Source organism: Halorubrum sp. LN27, from assembly GCF_016635065.1.
GTDB lineage: Archaea > Halobacteriota > Halobacteria > Halobacteriales > Haloferacaceae > Halorubrum > Halorubrum salipaludis.
This window is the reverse complement of sequence record NZ_JAEPET010000001.1, coordinates 666,401-683,059: the sequence shown is the minus strand read 5'-3', so window position 1 is coordinate 683,059 and position 16,659 is coordinate 666,401. Positions and strand designations below refer to the sequence as shown.

General features: G+C 66.8%; 10 protein-coding genes. 8 read left to right on the top strand and 2 right to left on the bottom strand.

Going from position 1 to position 16,659, the window contains the following annotated elements:
* The first annotated feature begins 54 nt into the window (after positions 1-54).
* From JIN95_RS16300 to gltB, 3 genes are all read left to right on the top strand, one after another.
* Positions 55-3,102, top strand: coding sequence for a hypothetical protein (locus tag JIN95_RS16300; RefSeq protein WP_234699154.1), 3,048 nt, complete (start codon positions 55-57; stop codon positions 3,100-3,102).
* 70 nt (positions 3,103-3,172) lie between these two features.
* Positions 3,173-3,340 (top strand): HEWD family protein, encoded by a 168-nt coding sequence (locus JIN95_RS03285; RefSeq protein WP_198951518.1) that lies wholly within the window; start codon positions 3,173-3,175, stop codon positions 3,338-3,340.
* Positions 3,341-3,806: 466 nt separating this feature from the next.
* The gene (gltB, locus tag JIN95_RS03280; protein ID WP_200530506.1) at positions 3,807-8,498 is read left to right on the top strand and encodes a glutamate synthase large subunit; all 4,692 of its coding nucleotides are present in this window, start codon (positions 3,807-3,809) and stop codon (positions 8,496-8,498) included.
* Positions 8,499-8,534: 36 nt separating this feature from the next.
* Here the strand turns inward: gltB and JIN95_RS03275 are convergent, their stop codons facing one another.
* Together JIN95_RS03275 and purN are read right to left on the bottom strand one after the other, a co-directional pair.
* On the bottom strand, positions 8,535-10,619 hold the full coding sequence (locus tag JIN95_RS03275) for an ABC transporter ATP-binding protein (protein ID WP_200530505.1): 2,085 nt from the start codon (positions 10,617-10,619) through the stop codon (positions 8,535-8,537).
* Between the two features lie 75 nt (positions 10,620-10,694).
* Positions 10,695-12,299 (bottom strand): phosphoribosylglycinamide formyltransferase, encoded by a 1,605-nt coding sequence (gene purN / locus JIN95_RS03270; RefSeq protein ID WP_200530504.1) that lies wholly within the window; start codon positions 12,297-12,299, stop codon positions 10,695-10,697.
* 168 nt (positions 12,300-12,467) lie between these two features.
* Here purN and purB point away from each other — a divergent pair, with 168 nt between their 5' ends.
* From purB to JIN95_RS03245, 5 genes are all read left to right on the top strand, one after another.
* The gene (purB, locus tag JIN95_RS03265; protein ID WP_200530503.1) at positions 12,468-13,961 is read left to right on the top strand and encodes an adenylosuccinate lyase; all 1,494 of its coding nucleotides are present in this window, start codon (positions 12,468-12,470) and stop codon (positions 13,959-13,961) included.
* A 63-nt stretch (positions 13,962-14,024) separates the two neighbouring features.
* On the top strand, positions 14,025-14,339 hold the full coding sequence (locus tag JIN95_RS03260) for a zinc ribbon domain-containing protein (protein ID WP_095636501.1): 315 nt from the start codon (positions 14,025-14,027) through the stop codon (positions 14,337-14,339).
* A 96-nt stretch (positions 14,340-14,435) separates the two neighbouring features.
* Positions 14,436-15,227: a sensor domain-containing protein gene (locus tag JIN95_RS03255; protein ID WP_200530502.1), complete on the top strand. Its 792-nt coding sequence runs from the start codon at positions 14,436-14,438 to the stop codon at positions 15,225-15,227.
* Between the two features lie 63 nt (positions 15,228-15,290).
* Positions 15,291-15,974: a hypothetical protein gene (locus JIN95_RS03250; RefSeq protein ID WP_200530501.1), complete on the top strand. Its 684-nt coding sequence runs from the start codon at positions 15,291-15,293 to the stop codon at positions 15,972-15,974.
* Positions 15,974-16,654, top strand: a complete 681-nt coding sequence (locus JIN95_RS03245; protein WP_095636498.1) for a metal-dependent hydrolase — start codon at positions 15,974-15,976, stop codon at positions 16,652-16,654. Before JIN95_RS03250 ends, JIN95_RS03245 begins: the two co-directional genes overlap by 1 nt.
* Positions 16,655-16,659 lie beyond the last annotated feature (5 nt).

Genomic DNA, 16,659 nt, shown 5'->3' with positions numbered 1-16,659 from the left:
GTAGCGCTCGCCAGCGTGGACACGATAATGGCTCGGAGATCAACAATTCGGTGTGTGGTGATCTGTACCCTCGCGCTCTCGTTGTGTGTGTTCTCCGTTATTGGGGTCGGGATTGGTGTTGCAGAACCAGGAACGAACGAAACAGAACCCCCGACAATAACCACACCGGGGGAAGGTAGTGATGTGTTCTCAAGTGAGAACAGATCCACGTTAAATAATGTATCAATAAGACATGACGCTTCAGATGGCAGCTCAAAAATATCCCTATATGTTAGCATGGAAGAATTGGAGAATGAAGGTGTGCGCTCAAATTCTAGTGAGGTAACAGATTACGACATATCAGGCGCCAGCATATCGAATATTAGTAAATTGAATAATCAAACACATACTGTTTTCAAAATAAAAACCAATCCCAAAGAGGGATCTGAAGAGATCATACTAAATGAAGTGAATTTTTCAAATATAGACACATCAAACACCAATTCAGAAATTGATACTCAGTACAAATTGGGAGTATCCACCGATAAATCCGATGTGAACTATTCAGATCTGAAGAAAGAGGATCAAATGATTACATCTGAGTCTTTTACTATCGTGCCAAATTCAATCAGAGTACCAGATCAGGCTACTATCTCTAGTCAGATGCTGACAGACTCAGCAACATCAGCCGGAGTTACTGTAACAGATCTCGTTGCAGACGTTGATTCAGTTGTTCTCATCACTCAGGGATATAACGGAACTAGGCTTGCAGGGTTTAAAACGCAATCTGCTACATCTGTGCATGGCAAGGAAAATATTTCTGTTAAGCCTGATATCATAGGTGGAAAGAGGAGCATCCACGTTATTCCTGAAGAGAATATAAACATATCAGAATACGAATCTGGTGATTATGTCTCCAGATCAATACTTGAGTCCGCAATTGCGACAGATACAGCACATATCTTTTCGGGTGTTGTTGAGTTTTCAGATCAAAAATATAATGCATCCAATGTCTCAAATATAACTATTGAATATGTAGAGCTGTTTGATCCAAGTAATGATAATACTCCGTATGTTGTGTCATTACATCCCATAACGTCTGACAGCCGTGTCATTTATAACCATACATATGGCTATTCTAGCAGATTAACTGGAAAAAGCGAGAATGTCCAATTAGACCTTGAAGATCAAAACAGTACTACTACAGGAATATACAGTAGTAATCAGGTAGCAGCAGTTCTACAACTATACAATAATTCTGAATCACCATCTGATAAATTAAATTCAACATCTGTCCTACCCAATTCCGATATTAATAACCAATTTGTGAATGGTGGTGTCTCAGATACGGCTAGGATCGAAATTGAAACAGAAATGAAATCTCAGGGTAAAGAAGTGGCTCTCGGAGATGACTGTGGGTGTGAGGATATAGATCCTATTTATGCGGGATCCACAATAATAGCCAACAGTTCATTATTTGAAAATAATAGTGAGAGGTTATATCGCGTCGAAAATGATGAATATATTGTGTCTGCAGTTGCTAACTCAAAAAATAATAATTCAATAAAGTTCAGTACAAAAGGACTGGAGACTGGCAAATACACACTTGATGAAAGTTCGACTAAGAGTTCTTTTAGAATAATCGGTAGCAAAGACCAGTATATTAGATCACATAATATCAATAACTATTCAACAAATAGTGGAATTTCATCGTTTGAGATACAGCATAATATACCCGATTTAAGTGTGAAATTCACAAGAATAAATTCCAACTCCACAGTTGCCACCATCGAACTCGCGACACCGACAGAGGGAGAGACAACGCTCAACTTCAACACGTACGCGGCGTCGAACGGGTCGCTGAACGAGAGCTTTTCTGTGACCGGTTCGGGATCGTCGATCGAATCCGTCACCGCACCGGGGGAAAACGGGACGCTCCCGCCGGGCACCTACGAGCTTTCGGTCCGGTCGGAACACGGTATCGCCGCGACGAGCGATAACGCGACGGTGACGGTCAAGCGGCGCTCGACGAACGGGCTCACCACCTACACGGGGACGGAAGCGGACCGCTCGGATCTCGCCAACGCGACGGCGGTACGGGACGCCATCGAGGGTGATACCCTCTCGCGATCGCAGAGCGTCGCCGCGAACGACACCGTCGTCTACGCGGCGAACGCCTCCGGCCTGACCGGACTGACCGCGGCGCGGAGCGCCGCGCTCGAGACGGGCGACGACCTCGGCCGACTCGACGGGCTCGAGTTCGGCGTCCGATCGACCGCGAGTGACGAGGCGGCGACCGCGAGCGACTCGACGGCCGGACTCCCGCATGACTCGGCAGTGCACGTCGACGAGTCGGGGCTCTACGTGGTCGCCGACGGAAAGGACGCGCTCCCCACCGACGGCGAACCGGAGCTGGGCGAGGAGTTCACGGCTGAGTTCCGCGTCACGGACGACCGCCTCCGCGAGGCCGCGTCAGACCCGCCGGACGGTCACCGGGCGACCTCGACAGTGACGTTCGACGGGCGAAGCCCGGGCGGTCCGGCGGGCGACGACCGCGAGCGGATCGCCCCCGGTGACCCCGCGGACGGCGGGACCGGAGCCGGCGGAAGCGGAGGAACGGGCGGCGCCGGAGGGTCGGCGGGAGGCACGGCTCCGACCGGGCCCGCCGGGGACCGAGGACCGGGCGGACCGGACGCGGGCGAGGCCGGGAGACCCGGCGGGGGCGGCGACCGGATCGATCCCGCCGCCGGGGTTGGGGGCGGGGTCGGGTTCCGTCCGAGCGCCGAGCGCCGGACACCGCATCCGGGCGCCCCGATCGCCGTGTCTGGGCGAACTCCGGTCGGGGTCACCGGAGGCCCCGAGAGAGCGGGAGCGACCGAGACCGACGCGTGGTCGGACGACGAGACGGGCGCCCGAAACGACGGGGGATCGCCCGCGAGCGGTGAGGCGGGCGATGAGGCGGACGGGACACGGGCGGGCGACGCGGAGCGAGCGACGCCGACCTACGAGAACGCGCCGATCCGAACGACCGCGGAAGACGTCCCCGGGTTCGGCCTGCTACACTCGCTGACGGCCGTCGCGGTGGCTGTTCTGGCGATGGCTCGGTGGCGACGGGAACGCTGATCCGCGGTCGATCGGAGTCGCACCGCGGCGACGGCGGTATCCTTTTGCTGGCCCCGCGTTAATTGACGGTATGAGCGTCACCATCACCCCGCCACGGGAGCGCGAGTGCGAGCTGTGCGGCCGCAAGGAACGGTGGGACGACGACGCCGACGGCTGGCAGATCGACGACGAACCCGGGAACGTCTACTGCATCCACGAGTGGGACATCAACGGGACGTTCACCCCGCTGAGCGAGTGATTGCGGTTCGGAGATGCGAATCGCGGTTCGGAATCGCCCGCTCGGCCGGACCAATACGTATTCCCGAGACGTGTTCCCGCACCGGCTTCGGTCGCGTCGTCTACTTCGATCGCGTCGGCTAAGTACTCGCTCGCGCGCGGATGTCCCCGCCCGCTTCGCTTCGAGTTCCGATCCCTCCCCCTCGCTTCGGGTTCCGACGCCACCCGCCGCGGTCTCTCTCGATCCTCGTTAGAGTAGCGGCTTGACGATTGCCAAATTACGCTCCGAATTCGACCCGTTCCGTCTCGGATATCCTAAATTACAACCGCGTTATTTACTCACCAGTGGGTATCTTCTGATCGAACAGTAGTTACGTCATTAGAACACACCCCTGATGAATAATTACCTTATATTCCCTAATGTGTGTACGATGGATCCTACCCCTATCAGGGTCATACCTTTAAGTGACGGATCACGAGTGTGTACCATGACCGAGCCACGTAGTAACACCCGGGGGGTATCGGAGCGGGATCTCTCGGGCCACGGTGGGGGGCTTGCGGAGGTAACGGACGAGCGTTCGAACTGCGGAATCGGCGGGATCGTCGACCTCGACGGCGATCCGAGCCACGAGACGGTCACGGACGCCGTCGAGCTGCTGGAGAACCTCGAGCACCGCGGGACGACGGGCGCAGAGGAAGACACGGGTGACGGGGCCGGCATCATGGTCGCGCGCCCGAACGACTTCTTCCGCGAGGTCGTCGACGCCGACCTCCCCGAGGAGTACGCGGTCGGGTCCGTGTTCATGCCGACCGAACCGAGCGTCCAGGCCGAGATCCACGACGTCATCGCGGAGGTGTTCTCGGTGTACGGGCTGGAGGTCTTAGAGTGGCGCTCCGTCCCGACGGACAACACGGACCTGGGCGCGACCGCGCTCGACTCCGAGCCGGAGGTCGCCCAGCTGTTCGCCGCGCCCGTCGAGGGCGCCGGCCTCGCCGAGCGGTTCACCAGCGAGGAGACGCGCCCAGACGACGTCGACCCGGAGATCCTCGGCTTCGACCGCGCGCTATACGCCGCGCGCCGCGAGATCGAGAACGCGGTGTCCGAGGTCGACGGGGCGGGGCGGTTCTACGTCTGCTCGCTCGACCGCCAGCGCGTCGTGTATAAGGGCCTCCTGAAGGGCTCGCAGCTCGACGGCTACTACACCGACCTGACCGACGAGCGCTTCGCGAGCCACGTCGCCTTAGTCCACGCGCGCTTCTCAACGAACACGCTGGGCGCGTGGCACCTCGCGCACCCGTACCGCAACGTCGTCCACAACGGCGAGTTCAACACGATCCGCGGGAACGTCAACTGGATGCGCGCCCGCGAGAACGACCTCGATCACCCGGCGTTCGGCGCGGAGCTCGACACGATCAAGCCGGTGATCGACGACCCGAACCAGTCCGACACCGCGAGCGTCGACAACGCGGTCGAGCTCCTCCTGCAGGCGGGCCGCGACCTCCCGCACACCCTCCGGATGCTGATCCCGGAGGCGTTCCGCGACGACGACCTGATGGATCAGGCCCGCGCCGACTTCTACGACTACCACGCCTCCCTCGTGGAGCCGTGGGACGGCCCCGCCCTCGTCATCGGCTTCGACGGCGACCGCGTCGCCGGCGTCTTAGACCGCAACGGGCTCCGCCCGTGCCGGTACGAGGTCACCGAGGACAACCGGCTGATCGTCGGCAGCGAGGTCGGCGCGCTCCCCACCGAGCCGGCGGACGTGACGCGCCGCGGCCGGCTCCAGCCCGGCGAGATCTTCGTCGCCGACCCGGAGGAGGGGCGGATCGTCCCCGACGACGAGGTGTTCGAGAGCCTCACCGACGAGAAGTACGGCGAGTGGGTCGGCGAGCGCCAGGTCGACCTCGACGACATCGTCGACGAGGACGCGATCGCCGCGGGGATCGGGTCGGATGACGACGAAGCCGAGGGAGACGACGACGAGACGGAGCCGACCGTGCGCGCCCACCAGGCCGCGTTCGGCTACACCACCGACGCCCTGAACCACCTCGTCGAGCCGATGGCGAAGGAGGGGAAGGACCCGGTCGGCTCGATGGGCGACGACACCCCGCTGTCGGTGCTCGCCGACGTCGACCGCCCGCTGTTCACTTACTTCAAGCAGCTGTTCGCGCAGGTGTCGAACCCGCCGATCGACTACATCCGCGAGGAGCTCGTCACCTCGCTGGAGACCCGGATTGGGAATCAGCGGAACCTGCTGGACGAGACCCCCGAACACGCCGAGCAGATCGTTTCCGAGACCCCGATCTTCACCGACGCGGAGACGGTCACGCTGCGCGAGCTCCCGGGCCCGGGCGAACGGACGCCGGGAGACGACGACGGTCCGGACGCGGCGTCGTTCAGCTCCGTGACCGTCGACGCGACGTACGACCGCGACGACTCGCTCGTCGACGCCGTGACTCGGATCCGCGAGGAGTCCGCGACCGCCATCGAGGACGGCGCCGACGCCGTGATCCTCTCCGACCGGGCGGTCGGGCCGGACCGGCTCGCGGTGCCGAGCCTGCTCGCGACCGGCGCGGTCCATCACCACCTCGTCCGGAACGGACTGCGGAACCGCGCGGGGATCGTCGTCGAGTCCGGCGAGCCGCACGAGGTCCACCACATCGCGACGCTGGTCGGGTACGGCGCCGACGCGGTCGACCCGTACCTCGCGTACGCCTCCATCGCCGACGTAGTCGCCGGTCCCGACGGCGCCGACGAGGACGAGGCGCTCGCCGCCTACCGGCACGCGCTGGAGGACGGCCTCCTCAAGACGATGGCGAAGATGGGGATCTCGACGATGGAGTCGTATCAGGGCGCCCAGATCTTCGAGGCCGTCGGGCTCGACTCCGACTTCGTCGGCGAGTACTTCGAGGGCACCGAGATCCGCACCGAGGGGATCGGGATCGGCGAGATCGAAGACGACCTCCGGACGCGCCACGCGATGGCCTTCGGCGCCGACCCCGAACTGGAGACCACGGGCGAGTACGAGCACCGGTCGTCGGGGATCAAACACGGCTGGAACCCCCAGACGGTCGGGACGCTCCAGCAGGCGGTCCGCGGGGGCGACTACGAGCAGTACCGGGAGTTCGCGGAGCTCGTGAACGACCAGTCCGAGGAGCTACAGACGCTGCGCGGCCTCCTCGAGTTCGAGTCCGACCGTGACCCCGTCCCGGTCGAGGAGGTCGAGTCCGTCGAGTCGATCGTGGAGCGCTTCTCGACGGCCGCGATGAGCCTCGGGAGCATCTCGCCGGAGGCCCACGAGAACAACGCGATCGCGATGAACCGGCTGGGCGCGAAGTCGAACACCGGCGAGGGCGGCGAGCCCCCGGAGCGCTTCGACACCGAGAAGGAGTGTAACGTCAAGCAGGTTGCCTCGGGTCGGTTCGGCGTCACCTCCGAGTACCTCGCGAGCGCGGACGAGCTCCAGATCAAGATGGCGCAGGGGTCGAAGCCCGGCGAGGGCGGCCACCTCCCCGGCAAGAAGGTCAACGAGATGATCGCGCACGTCCGGTGTTCCACCCCGGGCGTCGGACTCATCTCGCCGCCGCCGCAACACGACATCTACTCGATCGAGGACCTCAAACAGCTGATCTTCGACCTGAAGGCAGCGAGCCCCGAGGCCGACATCAACGTGAAGCTGGTCTCCGAGGCGGGGATCGGCACCATCGCGGCCGGCGTCGCGAAGGCGAACGCCGACGTGGTCCACGTCTCCGGCCACGACGGGGGGACCGGCGCGTCGCCGAAGACGTCGATCAAGAACGCGGGGCTCCCGTGGGAGCTCGGGCTCGCCGAGGCGAACCAGATGCTCCGCGCGACCGGCCTCCGGGACCGCATCCGCGTCACCGCGGACGGCGGCCTGAAGACCGGCCGCGACGTGGCGGTCGCCGCCGCGCTCGGCGCCGAGGAGTACGTGTTCGGCACCGCCTCGCTCGTCACCTCGGGCTGCGTGATGGCCCGGCAGTGCCACGAGAACACCTGCCCGGTCGGCGTCGCCACCCAGCGCGAGGACCTCCGCCAGCGCTTCCCCGGCCAGCCGGACCACGTCATCAACTACATGACGTTCATCGCGCAGGAGCTCCGCGAGATCATGGCCGAGCTCGGCTACACCGAGGTCGAGGAGTTCATCGGCCGGCCCGAGCTCCTCTCCCAACGCGAGACCGACCACGAGAAGGCGAAACACCTCGACCTGTCGGCGGTCATCGCCGAGCCCGCGGGCGACGCCCGGACGAAGACCCGCGAGCAGGAGCACTCCGGCATCGACGAGCTGCTCGACTGGGACCTCATCGAGGAGGCGACCCCGGCCATCGAGGACGGCGCACCCGTCGCGCTCACCCGCGACGTGGAGAACGTCGACCGCGCGATCGGCGCGACCCTCTCGAACCGGGTCGTCTCCGAGCACGGCGGCGACGGGCTCCCGGACGACACCGTCACCTGCCGGTTCGACGGCTACGCGGGCCAGAGCTTCGGCGCGTTCCTCGCGTCCGGGATCACCATGGAGCTGTCCGGCGCCGCCAACGACTACCTCGGCAAGGGGCTCTCCGGCGGCCGGATCGTGATCGACACGCCCGAGGAGGCCGGCTACGACCCCGCCGAGAACGTCGTCGCGGGCAACGTCGGGCTGTACGGCGCGACGAGCGGCGAGGTGTACGTCAACGGCGTCGCCGGCGAGCGGTTCGGCGTCCGCAACTCCGGCGTGAGGGCGGTCGTCGAGGGCGTGGGCGACCACGGCTGCGAGTACATGACCGGCGGCGTCGTCGCCGTGCTCGGCGACACCGGCCGGAACTTCGCGGCCGGGATGTCCGGCGGCGTCGCGTACGTGTACGACCCCGACAACCGGTTCGACGACCGCGTGAACCGCGGGATGGTGTCGGTCTCGGAGACCTTAGACGAGTCCGACGAGCGCATGCTCCGCCGGCTCGTCGAGAACCACCACGCCTACACGAACAGCGACCGGGCGGCCGAGCTGCTCGACGACTGGACGGCCGCGCTCGACGACTTCGTGCGCGTCTTCCCCGACGCCTACGCCGAGGTCATCGCCGAGGGCAAGGGCGCCGACGTGCGCGAGGAGCCGCCGGAGCCCGCCGCCGCCGTTCCCGGCGCCGAGTCGGACGCGACGGGCCAGGCGTCAAGCGACGACTGAGTCGGCGTCGGCCGCAGTCCGTTCCGCCTTCGCGTCTCAGTCGTCGAGCGTCTCGCTCTCGACGGTCCCCTCCGCTATCGCCCGCTCGAGCGCGCGGTCGACGTGCCGCTCGCGGGCGCGCTCGACGAACTCGTCGGGGAGCTCGTCGATCTCGCCGGCTTGCACGCCCCAGAGCTTCGCGTAGAGGCCGTCGGCGTCGAGGAGCTCGTCGTGGGTGCCGCGCTCGACGACCTCGCCGTCCTCCAGCACGAGCGTCAGGTCCGCGTCGGTCACCGTCGAGAGGCGGTGCGCGATGACGAAGGTGGTGCGGTCGGCCGCGAGCTCGTCGAGCGAGCGCTGGATGAGCATCTCCGTCTCGGTGTCGACCGCGGAGGTCGCCTCGTCGAGGATCAAGATCGCGGGGTCCTGGAGGACGACCCGCGCGATGGCGACCCGCTGGCGCTGGCCGCCGGAGAGCTTCATCCCCTCCTCGCCGATCCGGGTGTCGTAGCCGTTCGGCAGCGAGTCGATGAACTCGTGGGCCTCGGCCGCCTTCGCGGCCTCGATCACGCGCTCGCGGACCGCGTCGCGCTCGGCCGCGCCGCTTCCGGTCGCGTCGCGCTCGGCCGCGCCGCTCCCGGCCGCGTCGCCGCTCTCGGCTCCGCTGACGCCGCTCCCCGTGAACCGACCGTACCGGATGTTCTCGGCGATGGTGCCGTCGAACAGGGTGGTGTCCTGCGCGACGTACCCCACGTTCGACCGGAGGCTCTCGACGGTGAGGTCTCGCACGTCGCGGCCGTCGACCCGGACCGCGCCGTCGGTCACGTCGTACAGGCGGAGCAGGAGCTTGAGGAGGGTGGACTTCCCGGCGCCGGTCGGCCCCACGAGGGCGACGGTGTCGCCGGGGGCGGCCTCGAAGGAGACGTTCCGGATCACCTCCTCGTCGGCGTCTTCGGGGTCGACGAGCGCGTTCTCGGCGTAGGCGAACGAGACGTCGTCGTACTCGACCGCGCCGGCGACACTGTCGCTTTCCCCGCCGAGGTCGACCGCGTCGTCGGCGTCGGTGATCCGGATCGGGATGTCTCGGAGGCCGAAGACGCGCTCGCAGGAGGCCTTCGCGTTCTCGTACTGGTCGATGATGTTCGACACCTCCGCGAGCGGGGCGACGAACTGCTGGGTCAACAGGACGAACGTGACGAACGTCCCCACCGTGAGCGTCGTCGAGAAGGGGCCCGGCGGGCCGGCCGAGAGCCAGTAGCCGCCGACCGCGAAGGTGGCGGCGAACGCGAGGCCGGCGAACAGCTCCATGCCCGGCCGGTAGACGAAGTTGAGCCGGAGGATCGACATCGTGCGCTCGAAGTACTGCTTCGAGGCGGTCTCGACGCGGTCGCTCTCGTGGGCCTCGGTGTTGGAGGTCTTCACGAGCTCGACGCCCGAGAGGGCGTTTTCGAGGGCCGTGTTGAGGTCGCCGACGACGGAGCGCTGGGCGACGTACCGCGGCTCGACCGCGCGCATGAACCACAGCGTAAAGAGGATCATCAGCGGGATGGCCGAGAGGGTGACGACCGCCAGTTCGTAGTTGTAGTAGAGGAGGACGCCCGCGATGCCGACGACCATCACGCCGAGCCGCGCGGAGTTCTGGAGCGCGTTGTCCAAGAAGACCTCCAGGTTCGAGGCGTCGTTGTTGAGGACGCTCATCACCTCGCCGGTCTGTTTGTCGTCGAAGAAGGTCATGTCGAGCCGCTGCATCTGGTCGAAGGAGTCGGTCCGGACCGAGTGCATCACGCGGTGGGCGAAGTTGTTCGCGGCGATGCCGTAGACGTACGTGAACACCCCCGTCACGAGGAACGACCCGACGATGAGCGCGACGGAGAGCCGGAACTGCGCGGGCTCGGCGGTCGGGAGCCACGCGTCCGGAACGATCGGGAGGGTGTACGGGCCGGTTCCGGTGAACACGGCGTCGATGGCGACGCCGAGCACGACCGGGGGGACCAGCCCCGCGATCCGGGCGACGACGTTCGCGGCCATCCCGATCACGAGCCAGTGCGCCTCGGGGGCACCGTACTCGCGGAACAGCCGCAGGAGGGGCCGATCGACCCGGTCGCGGTACACTTCGAAGGCGTTGCGGTCGTCGGCAGCCATGGGCCAACGAGCGCGGCGACGCCCATGTATCCGACGGCTTCGGCGGGCCGTTCCGGGTCCCGAGCGGTCGCCGGCTCAGTCGTGCCGGAAGCAGCGCGAGCCGGTGAAGGCCATCGCCATGTTGTGGTCGTCGGCCGCGGCGATCACGTCCTCGTCGTTGACGGAGCCGCCGGGCTGGATCACGGCCTCGATCCCGGCCTCGGCCGCCTCCTCGATCGCGTCCGGGAACGGGAAGAACGCGTCCGAGGCCATCACCGCCCCCTCGGCCGATTTCCCGTCGGCGTCCTTCTCCGCCTTCATCGCCGCGAGCGTGACGGCGTCGACGCGCGACACCTGTCCCATCCCGACGCCGACCGTCTCGGTGCCGGTCGCGAACAGGATCCCGTTCGACTTCACGTGTTTGAGCGTCTTCCACGCGAAGGTCATCGTCTCCAGCTGCTCGTCGGTCGGCTCGCGCTCGGTGACCACGTCGAGTTCGGCGGCGGTCGGTGACTGGCGGTCCCGCTCCTGGACCAGCCGTCCCCCGACGATCGGTTTCTCCGTGAACCGCTCGGAGAACCGCTCCTCGCCCTCGCCGAGAGGCCCCACGTCGAGCACGCGGAGGTTCTTCTTCTCTCGGAGCACGTCGAGCGCGCTGTCGGTGTAGCCCGGGGCGACGACGACCTCCTTGAACGAGTCGACGATGGCGTCGGCGGTGTCGGCGTCGCACTCGCGGTTCAGGGCGACGATGCCGCCGAACGCCGACTTCGCGTCGGTGCGGAGCGCGCGGTCGTACGCGTCCGCGAGCGTGTCGCTGGTCGCACAGCCGGCCGGGTTCGTGTGTTTGATCACGGCGGCGGCGGGCTCGTCGAACTCCTTGACCAGGTCGAGGGCGGCGTCGGCGTCGTTGTAGTTGTTGTACCCCATCCCCTTCGCGCCGGGGTTCAGCTGTGGCGCGTCGACGACGCTCGCCTCCTCGCAGCCGTCGTCGACGTAGAGCGCGGCGTCCTGATGCGGGTTCTCGCCGTACCGCAGCGTGTCGGCGCGCTCCTCGGAGACGAACCGTCTTTCGGGGAAGTCGCCCCCGGTGTCGCCCTCGACGGTCACGTTCTCGGGCGCCCCGTCGGCGTCGCGCTCGACCGTCACGCGGTCCTCGGCGAACCACCGCACCGCGCGCGGGTACGCCGTGAACTCGGCGTCGCGAAGCACCCGGTCTTTCAGCGCGTCGGCGTCGTCGCCCTCGTAGACCGGCACCGGCTCCTGTGTCACGATCGGGCCGGCGTCGACCTCCTCGGTGACGACGTGGACCGTGCAGCCGGTGGTCCGGACGCCGGCGTCGAGCACCTGCTCGTGGGCGTCCGTGCCCGGGAACGCGGGCAGCAGGGAGGGGTGGACGTTCAGCGTGGTGGGCGCCGCGTCGAGGAACTCCTCGGTGAGGACGCGCATGTACCCGTCCAGACAGACCAGATCGAAGTCGTACCCCGCCAGCCGGTCCAGGATTCGGCGCTCGTGCGACGCGCGCGACTCCCCCGCCTCGCGCTCGACGACCTCGGTGGGCACCCGCCGCTCCGTGGCGGCCTCCAGCACGGGCGCCTGCTCGCGGTTCGTCAGGACGACCGACAGCTCCGCGCCGCCCGGCGCGGCGTCGGCGATGTGTCTGAGGTTCCGTCCCCGGTTGCTCGCGAGTCCGGCGATCTTCATACACGAGGGGACCGACCGATCGCGTATATCGATTGCGGTCCGCCGCCGGAGTGTGTTCACGTTCGCGGATACAATTTGGTCGAGAGGCCGACAGAGAACGAGAACGGATCCACGTCCGTGCGACTCCCCATCGACACGCTTTTGCTGGCTCCGGCGGCAGTCGCGGACATGACCGACGACTCCGAACCGGCGGGCGACTCCGAATCGACTGGCGGCGACGCGCCGGGCGACGACGCCATCGCGGGACTGTCGCGCTCGGACCCCCTCGCGGCGGTGTCCCCGCTGGACGGTCGGTACGCCTCGCGGACCGCGCCGCTGTCCCCGTACGCGAGCGAGGCCGCGCTCATGCGCGCCCGGGCCCGCGTCGAGATCGAGTACCTGATCGAGCTCGCGGCGCTCGACGCCACCCCGATCGCCCTCGACGGCGACGCCGAGGCGGCGCTCCGCGGGATCCACGAGGACTTTTCGGCCGAGGACGCCCGGCTGATCAAGGCGCTGGAGGTCGAGGGCGCCGAGGGGTACAGCGCGACCAACCACGACGTGAAGGCGGTCGAGTACTTCCTGCGGGTCCGGCTGGACGGGTTGGAGGCGTCCGGGACGATCGCCGACAGCGAGGCGCTGTACCCGTGGATCCACTTCGGCCTCACGAGCGAGGACGTGAACAACCTCGCGCACCGGCTGCTGGTGAAGGCGGCCGTGAGCGAGGTCGTCGTGCCCGCGATCCGCGAGGTCCGCGACGCGCTCGCCGGCCTCGCGCGGGAGCACCGCGACACGCCGATGCTGGCGCGCACGCACGGTCAGCCCGCGACGCCGACGACGTTCGGCAAGGAGATGGCCGTGTACGCCTCTCGTCTCGGCCGCGCGCTCGGGCGGGTCGTCGTCGCGAACGGCGACCTCTCGGGCAAGCTCGCGGGCGCCTCGGGCACGTACGCCGCCCACGACGCGGCGTACCCCGAGGTCGACTGGCCCGCCTTCGCCGAGTCGTTCGTTCGCGGGCTCGATCTGGAACACACGCCGCTCGCGACGCAGGTGAACCCCTGCGACGACCTGGCGGCGCTGTTCGACGCGCTCCGCGGCGTCAACAACGTCCTCCTCGATCTGGACCTCGACGCGTGGCTGTACGTCTCCGACCGCTACCTCGGCCAGCGGACCGTCGAGGGCGAGACCGGCTCCTCGACGATGCCGCACAAGGTGAACCCGATCGACTTCGAGAACAGCGAGGGGAACCTCTCGAAGGCGAACGCCGATCTCACCTTCCTCGCGGACTACGTGACGACCTCGCGGCTCCAGCGCGACCTCTCAGACTCGACGGTCAAGCGCAACGTCGGCGCCGCCCTCGCGCACTGCCTCATCGGCTACTCGAAGGCCGGCGACGGCCTCGACACGGTCGTCCCGAACGAGACCGTCATGCGCGAGGAGCTGGCGGACACCCCGGAGGTGATCGGCGAGGCCGTCCAGACGATCCTCCGCCGCGAGGGCGACACCGACGCCTACGAGCGCGTGAAGGACCTGACGCGGGGGAAGCGCGTCACCCTCGACGACTTCCGCGACCTCTTCGACGACCTCGACGTCGACGCGGGCGTTCGCGAGGAGCTGAAGGCGCTGACCCCGGCCGGTTACACCGGTGTCGCCGACGAGCTGGTCGACGAGGCCGACGAGTAGGGCCGCGCGGGAGCTCGCGGACCGCCACAAGAGGTTTAGTCGTCGCGGGAGCAGGTGGGACCGATGCCCTCCGAGAACGACGACGAGACGGAGTACTCCGTCTTCGGCGACGAACCGACCGACGAGTGGGACGGATCCGCCGACGACCGCGTCGACCCCGAGTCCGCGGGGCTCGCCGCCGGCGACCGCGACGGCTGCCCGAAGTGCGGCGGCGAGGAGACGGAGACGGACGAGATCGCCACCAGCGGCACCGGTCTTACCAAGTTGTTCGACGTACAAAACCGGCGTTTCGTCGTGGTCTCGTGCGCGAACTGCGGCTACTCCGAGCTGTACAAGGGACAGTCGACCGGCGACGCGATCGACTTCTTCGTCGGGTAGATCGGCGGAACGGGGTCGAGACGGTCCGTTCGACCCCCTCGCGACCCGCCGATTGCGATCGATTTATGTCGGGGGAGAGAAACGTGTCGACCGCGCATGGTCTCCCTCCGTTCACCCTCCGCCCTCCCGGTCGTCGGCGTCCTCGTCGACGGCCGAACGTACAGACACCTGTTGTATCTCCTGCTCGCGATCCCGCTCGGGTTCGTCTACTGGACACTCTCTTCGTTCGGGATCACGTTCGGACTCGTCCTCTCGGTCGTGCTCGTCGGGCTCGTCATACTCCTGGCGACGCTGATCGGCGCCCGGATCGCCGCCGGCTTCGAGCGCTGGCTCGCCAACCGGCTGTTGGGGACAGATCTCGACCGGTACGACGACATACCCGACGACACGGACGGCGCGGTCGCGGGCGTCAGGAAGTACGTCGACGCGGCGTCGACGTGGCGGGGCGTCGGCTTCCTCTCGCTGAAGTTCTTCGTCACCGTCCTCGCGTTCCTCCTGCTGGTCGCACTCGTGAACGGGCTCTCCCTGGTACTCGCCCCGTTGCGGTACCCGTACGTGGCCACCTTCGGCGAGTCCAACGGGGAACCGGTGACGTGGGCGATCGACACGCTCCCCGAGGCGCTGCTCGCGACCGCGATCGGTGTCGTCAGCGTGCTCGTGGCGCTCCACGTCACGAACCTCGTCGCGTACGTCTGCCGGCAGATGGCGACCGCGCTGCTCGGCGAGCCGACCGCGGACGAGGAAGCGTCTAGCGAGACATCGGCGTCCGTCGAGGAATCGGCACCCGACGACGAGACGTTGCTGCCCGGGTCCGACGAGTTCGTCCCGGCCGACGCGGTCGAGCCGGACCCGAACGACGACCCCGTGCGGGACGAACGCGGCGCCTAATCTGCCGGAGGCAAGCGGTTCCGTCCCCGGAGCGCTTATTCTCGTGCGACCGTCAGAGGCGGTATGGCTCCGACGCTCGTCGCCGCCGCGGTCGGCGCGCTGCTGGCGGCGGCCCTGCTCGGCGCCGCGTTCGACCGGCGCGCGGTCGCGATCGTCGTCGTCGCCGCGGTCGCCCCCGACCTCGACGCGGTCGCGAGCCTCGTCGTTCCCGGCGCGACGAACGCCCTCTTCCACGCGATCTGGATCCCGGCGTTCGCGGCGGGCGCGCTCTACTGGGACACCGCCGCGGCCGATGCATCCCGGCTCCGCGCCCGGTTCGGGTGGCGCGGCGTGCGGGTCGCGTGGGTCGCGCTCGCGGCGTTCCTCGTCGCCGGGATCGGAACGGACCTGTTCGGCTCCGAGGGCGCAAACCTCCTGTATCCGGTCCACGACGCCTACTACCTGATCGACGGCCGGCTCGTGTTCTCGACGCGGGAGGGGGTCGTCCAGACGTTCGTCGCGCTCGCCGCGGACGGGCCCGGGCTCCTCCCGCTTTCGAGCCCGGGGACGACCGGATCGCACGCGATCCCGACGTTCGTGAACCCCGACGGGCGGCCGGGTCTCGGTCTCGGGGCCGACCGCGAGCTGTCGCTCGTCCGGAGCGGGTGGCAGCTTGTCGTGGTCGCGGCCGCGCTCGCGACGCTCGCGGTCCGGTTCCGGCGGCGGTCCCGGTCGCTGGACGACGACGGTGCGGAGGTGGCCGAGTAGTGCCCTCGACCGTCGTCCACGCCGGGTTCGCGCTGTTGCTCGCGGCCGCGCTGCTCGGGGAGTACTACGACCGCCGGGCGCTCGCGGCCCTGCTCGTCGTGCTGGTGCTCCCGGAGGTCGACAGCTTCCTCGGGCCGGTCATGCCCGGCGCCCACCGGACGGTCGGCCACAACCTCGTGGTCCCCGCGGTCGGCGCGCTGCTTCTGTACTACGACACCCGCGTCCGGGACCGATCGCTGGTCCGCGATCGCCTCTCCGGCCGGTGGATCGCGGTCGCGTGGGTGGCGATCTTCGTCCACGTCTTCGCGCACGTCGCGCTCGACTGGACCCACCTGGACGGGGTGAACCTCCTCTGGCCGCTCCGGGACCAGTTCCTCGCGCTCGAGGGAGAGGTCCTGTTCTCGACGGCCGACGGCTTCGTGCAGACGTTCGTCGACGTGCGGGTCGACCCGGAGACGGGCGCGCGGAGCGTCGACGCCGGAACCACGGGCTCGACCGAGACCGTGCACGTCAACAACCCCGTCGAGCCGCGAGATCCGGATCTCGTCACCGACGAGCCGGTGGACCGGCGGTTCCCGATCGCCAACAGCGGCTGGCGGCTCTACCTGATCGGGCTCGGGCTCTTCGCCCTCGTCGCGCGGCGGGTTCAGGGGTCGGGGCCGAACGCGGCCGAGGAGTGATTCCC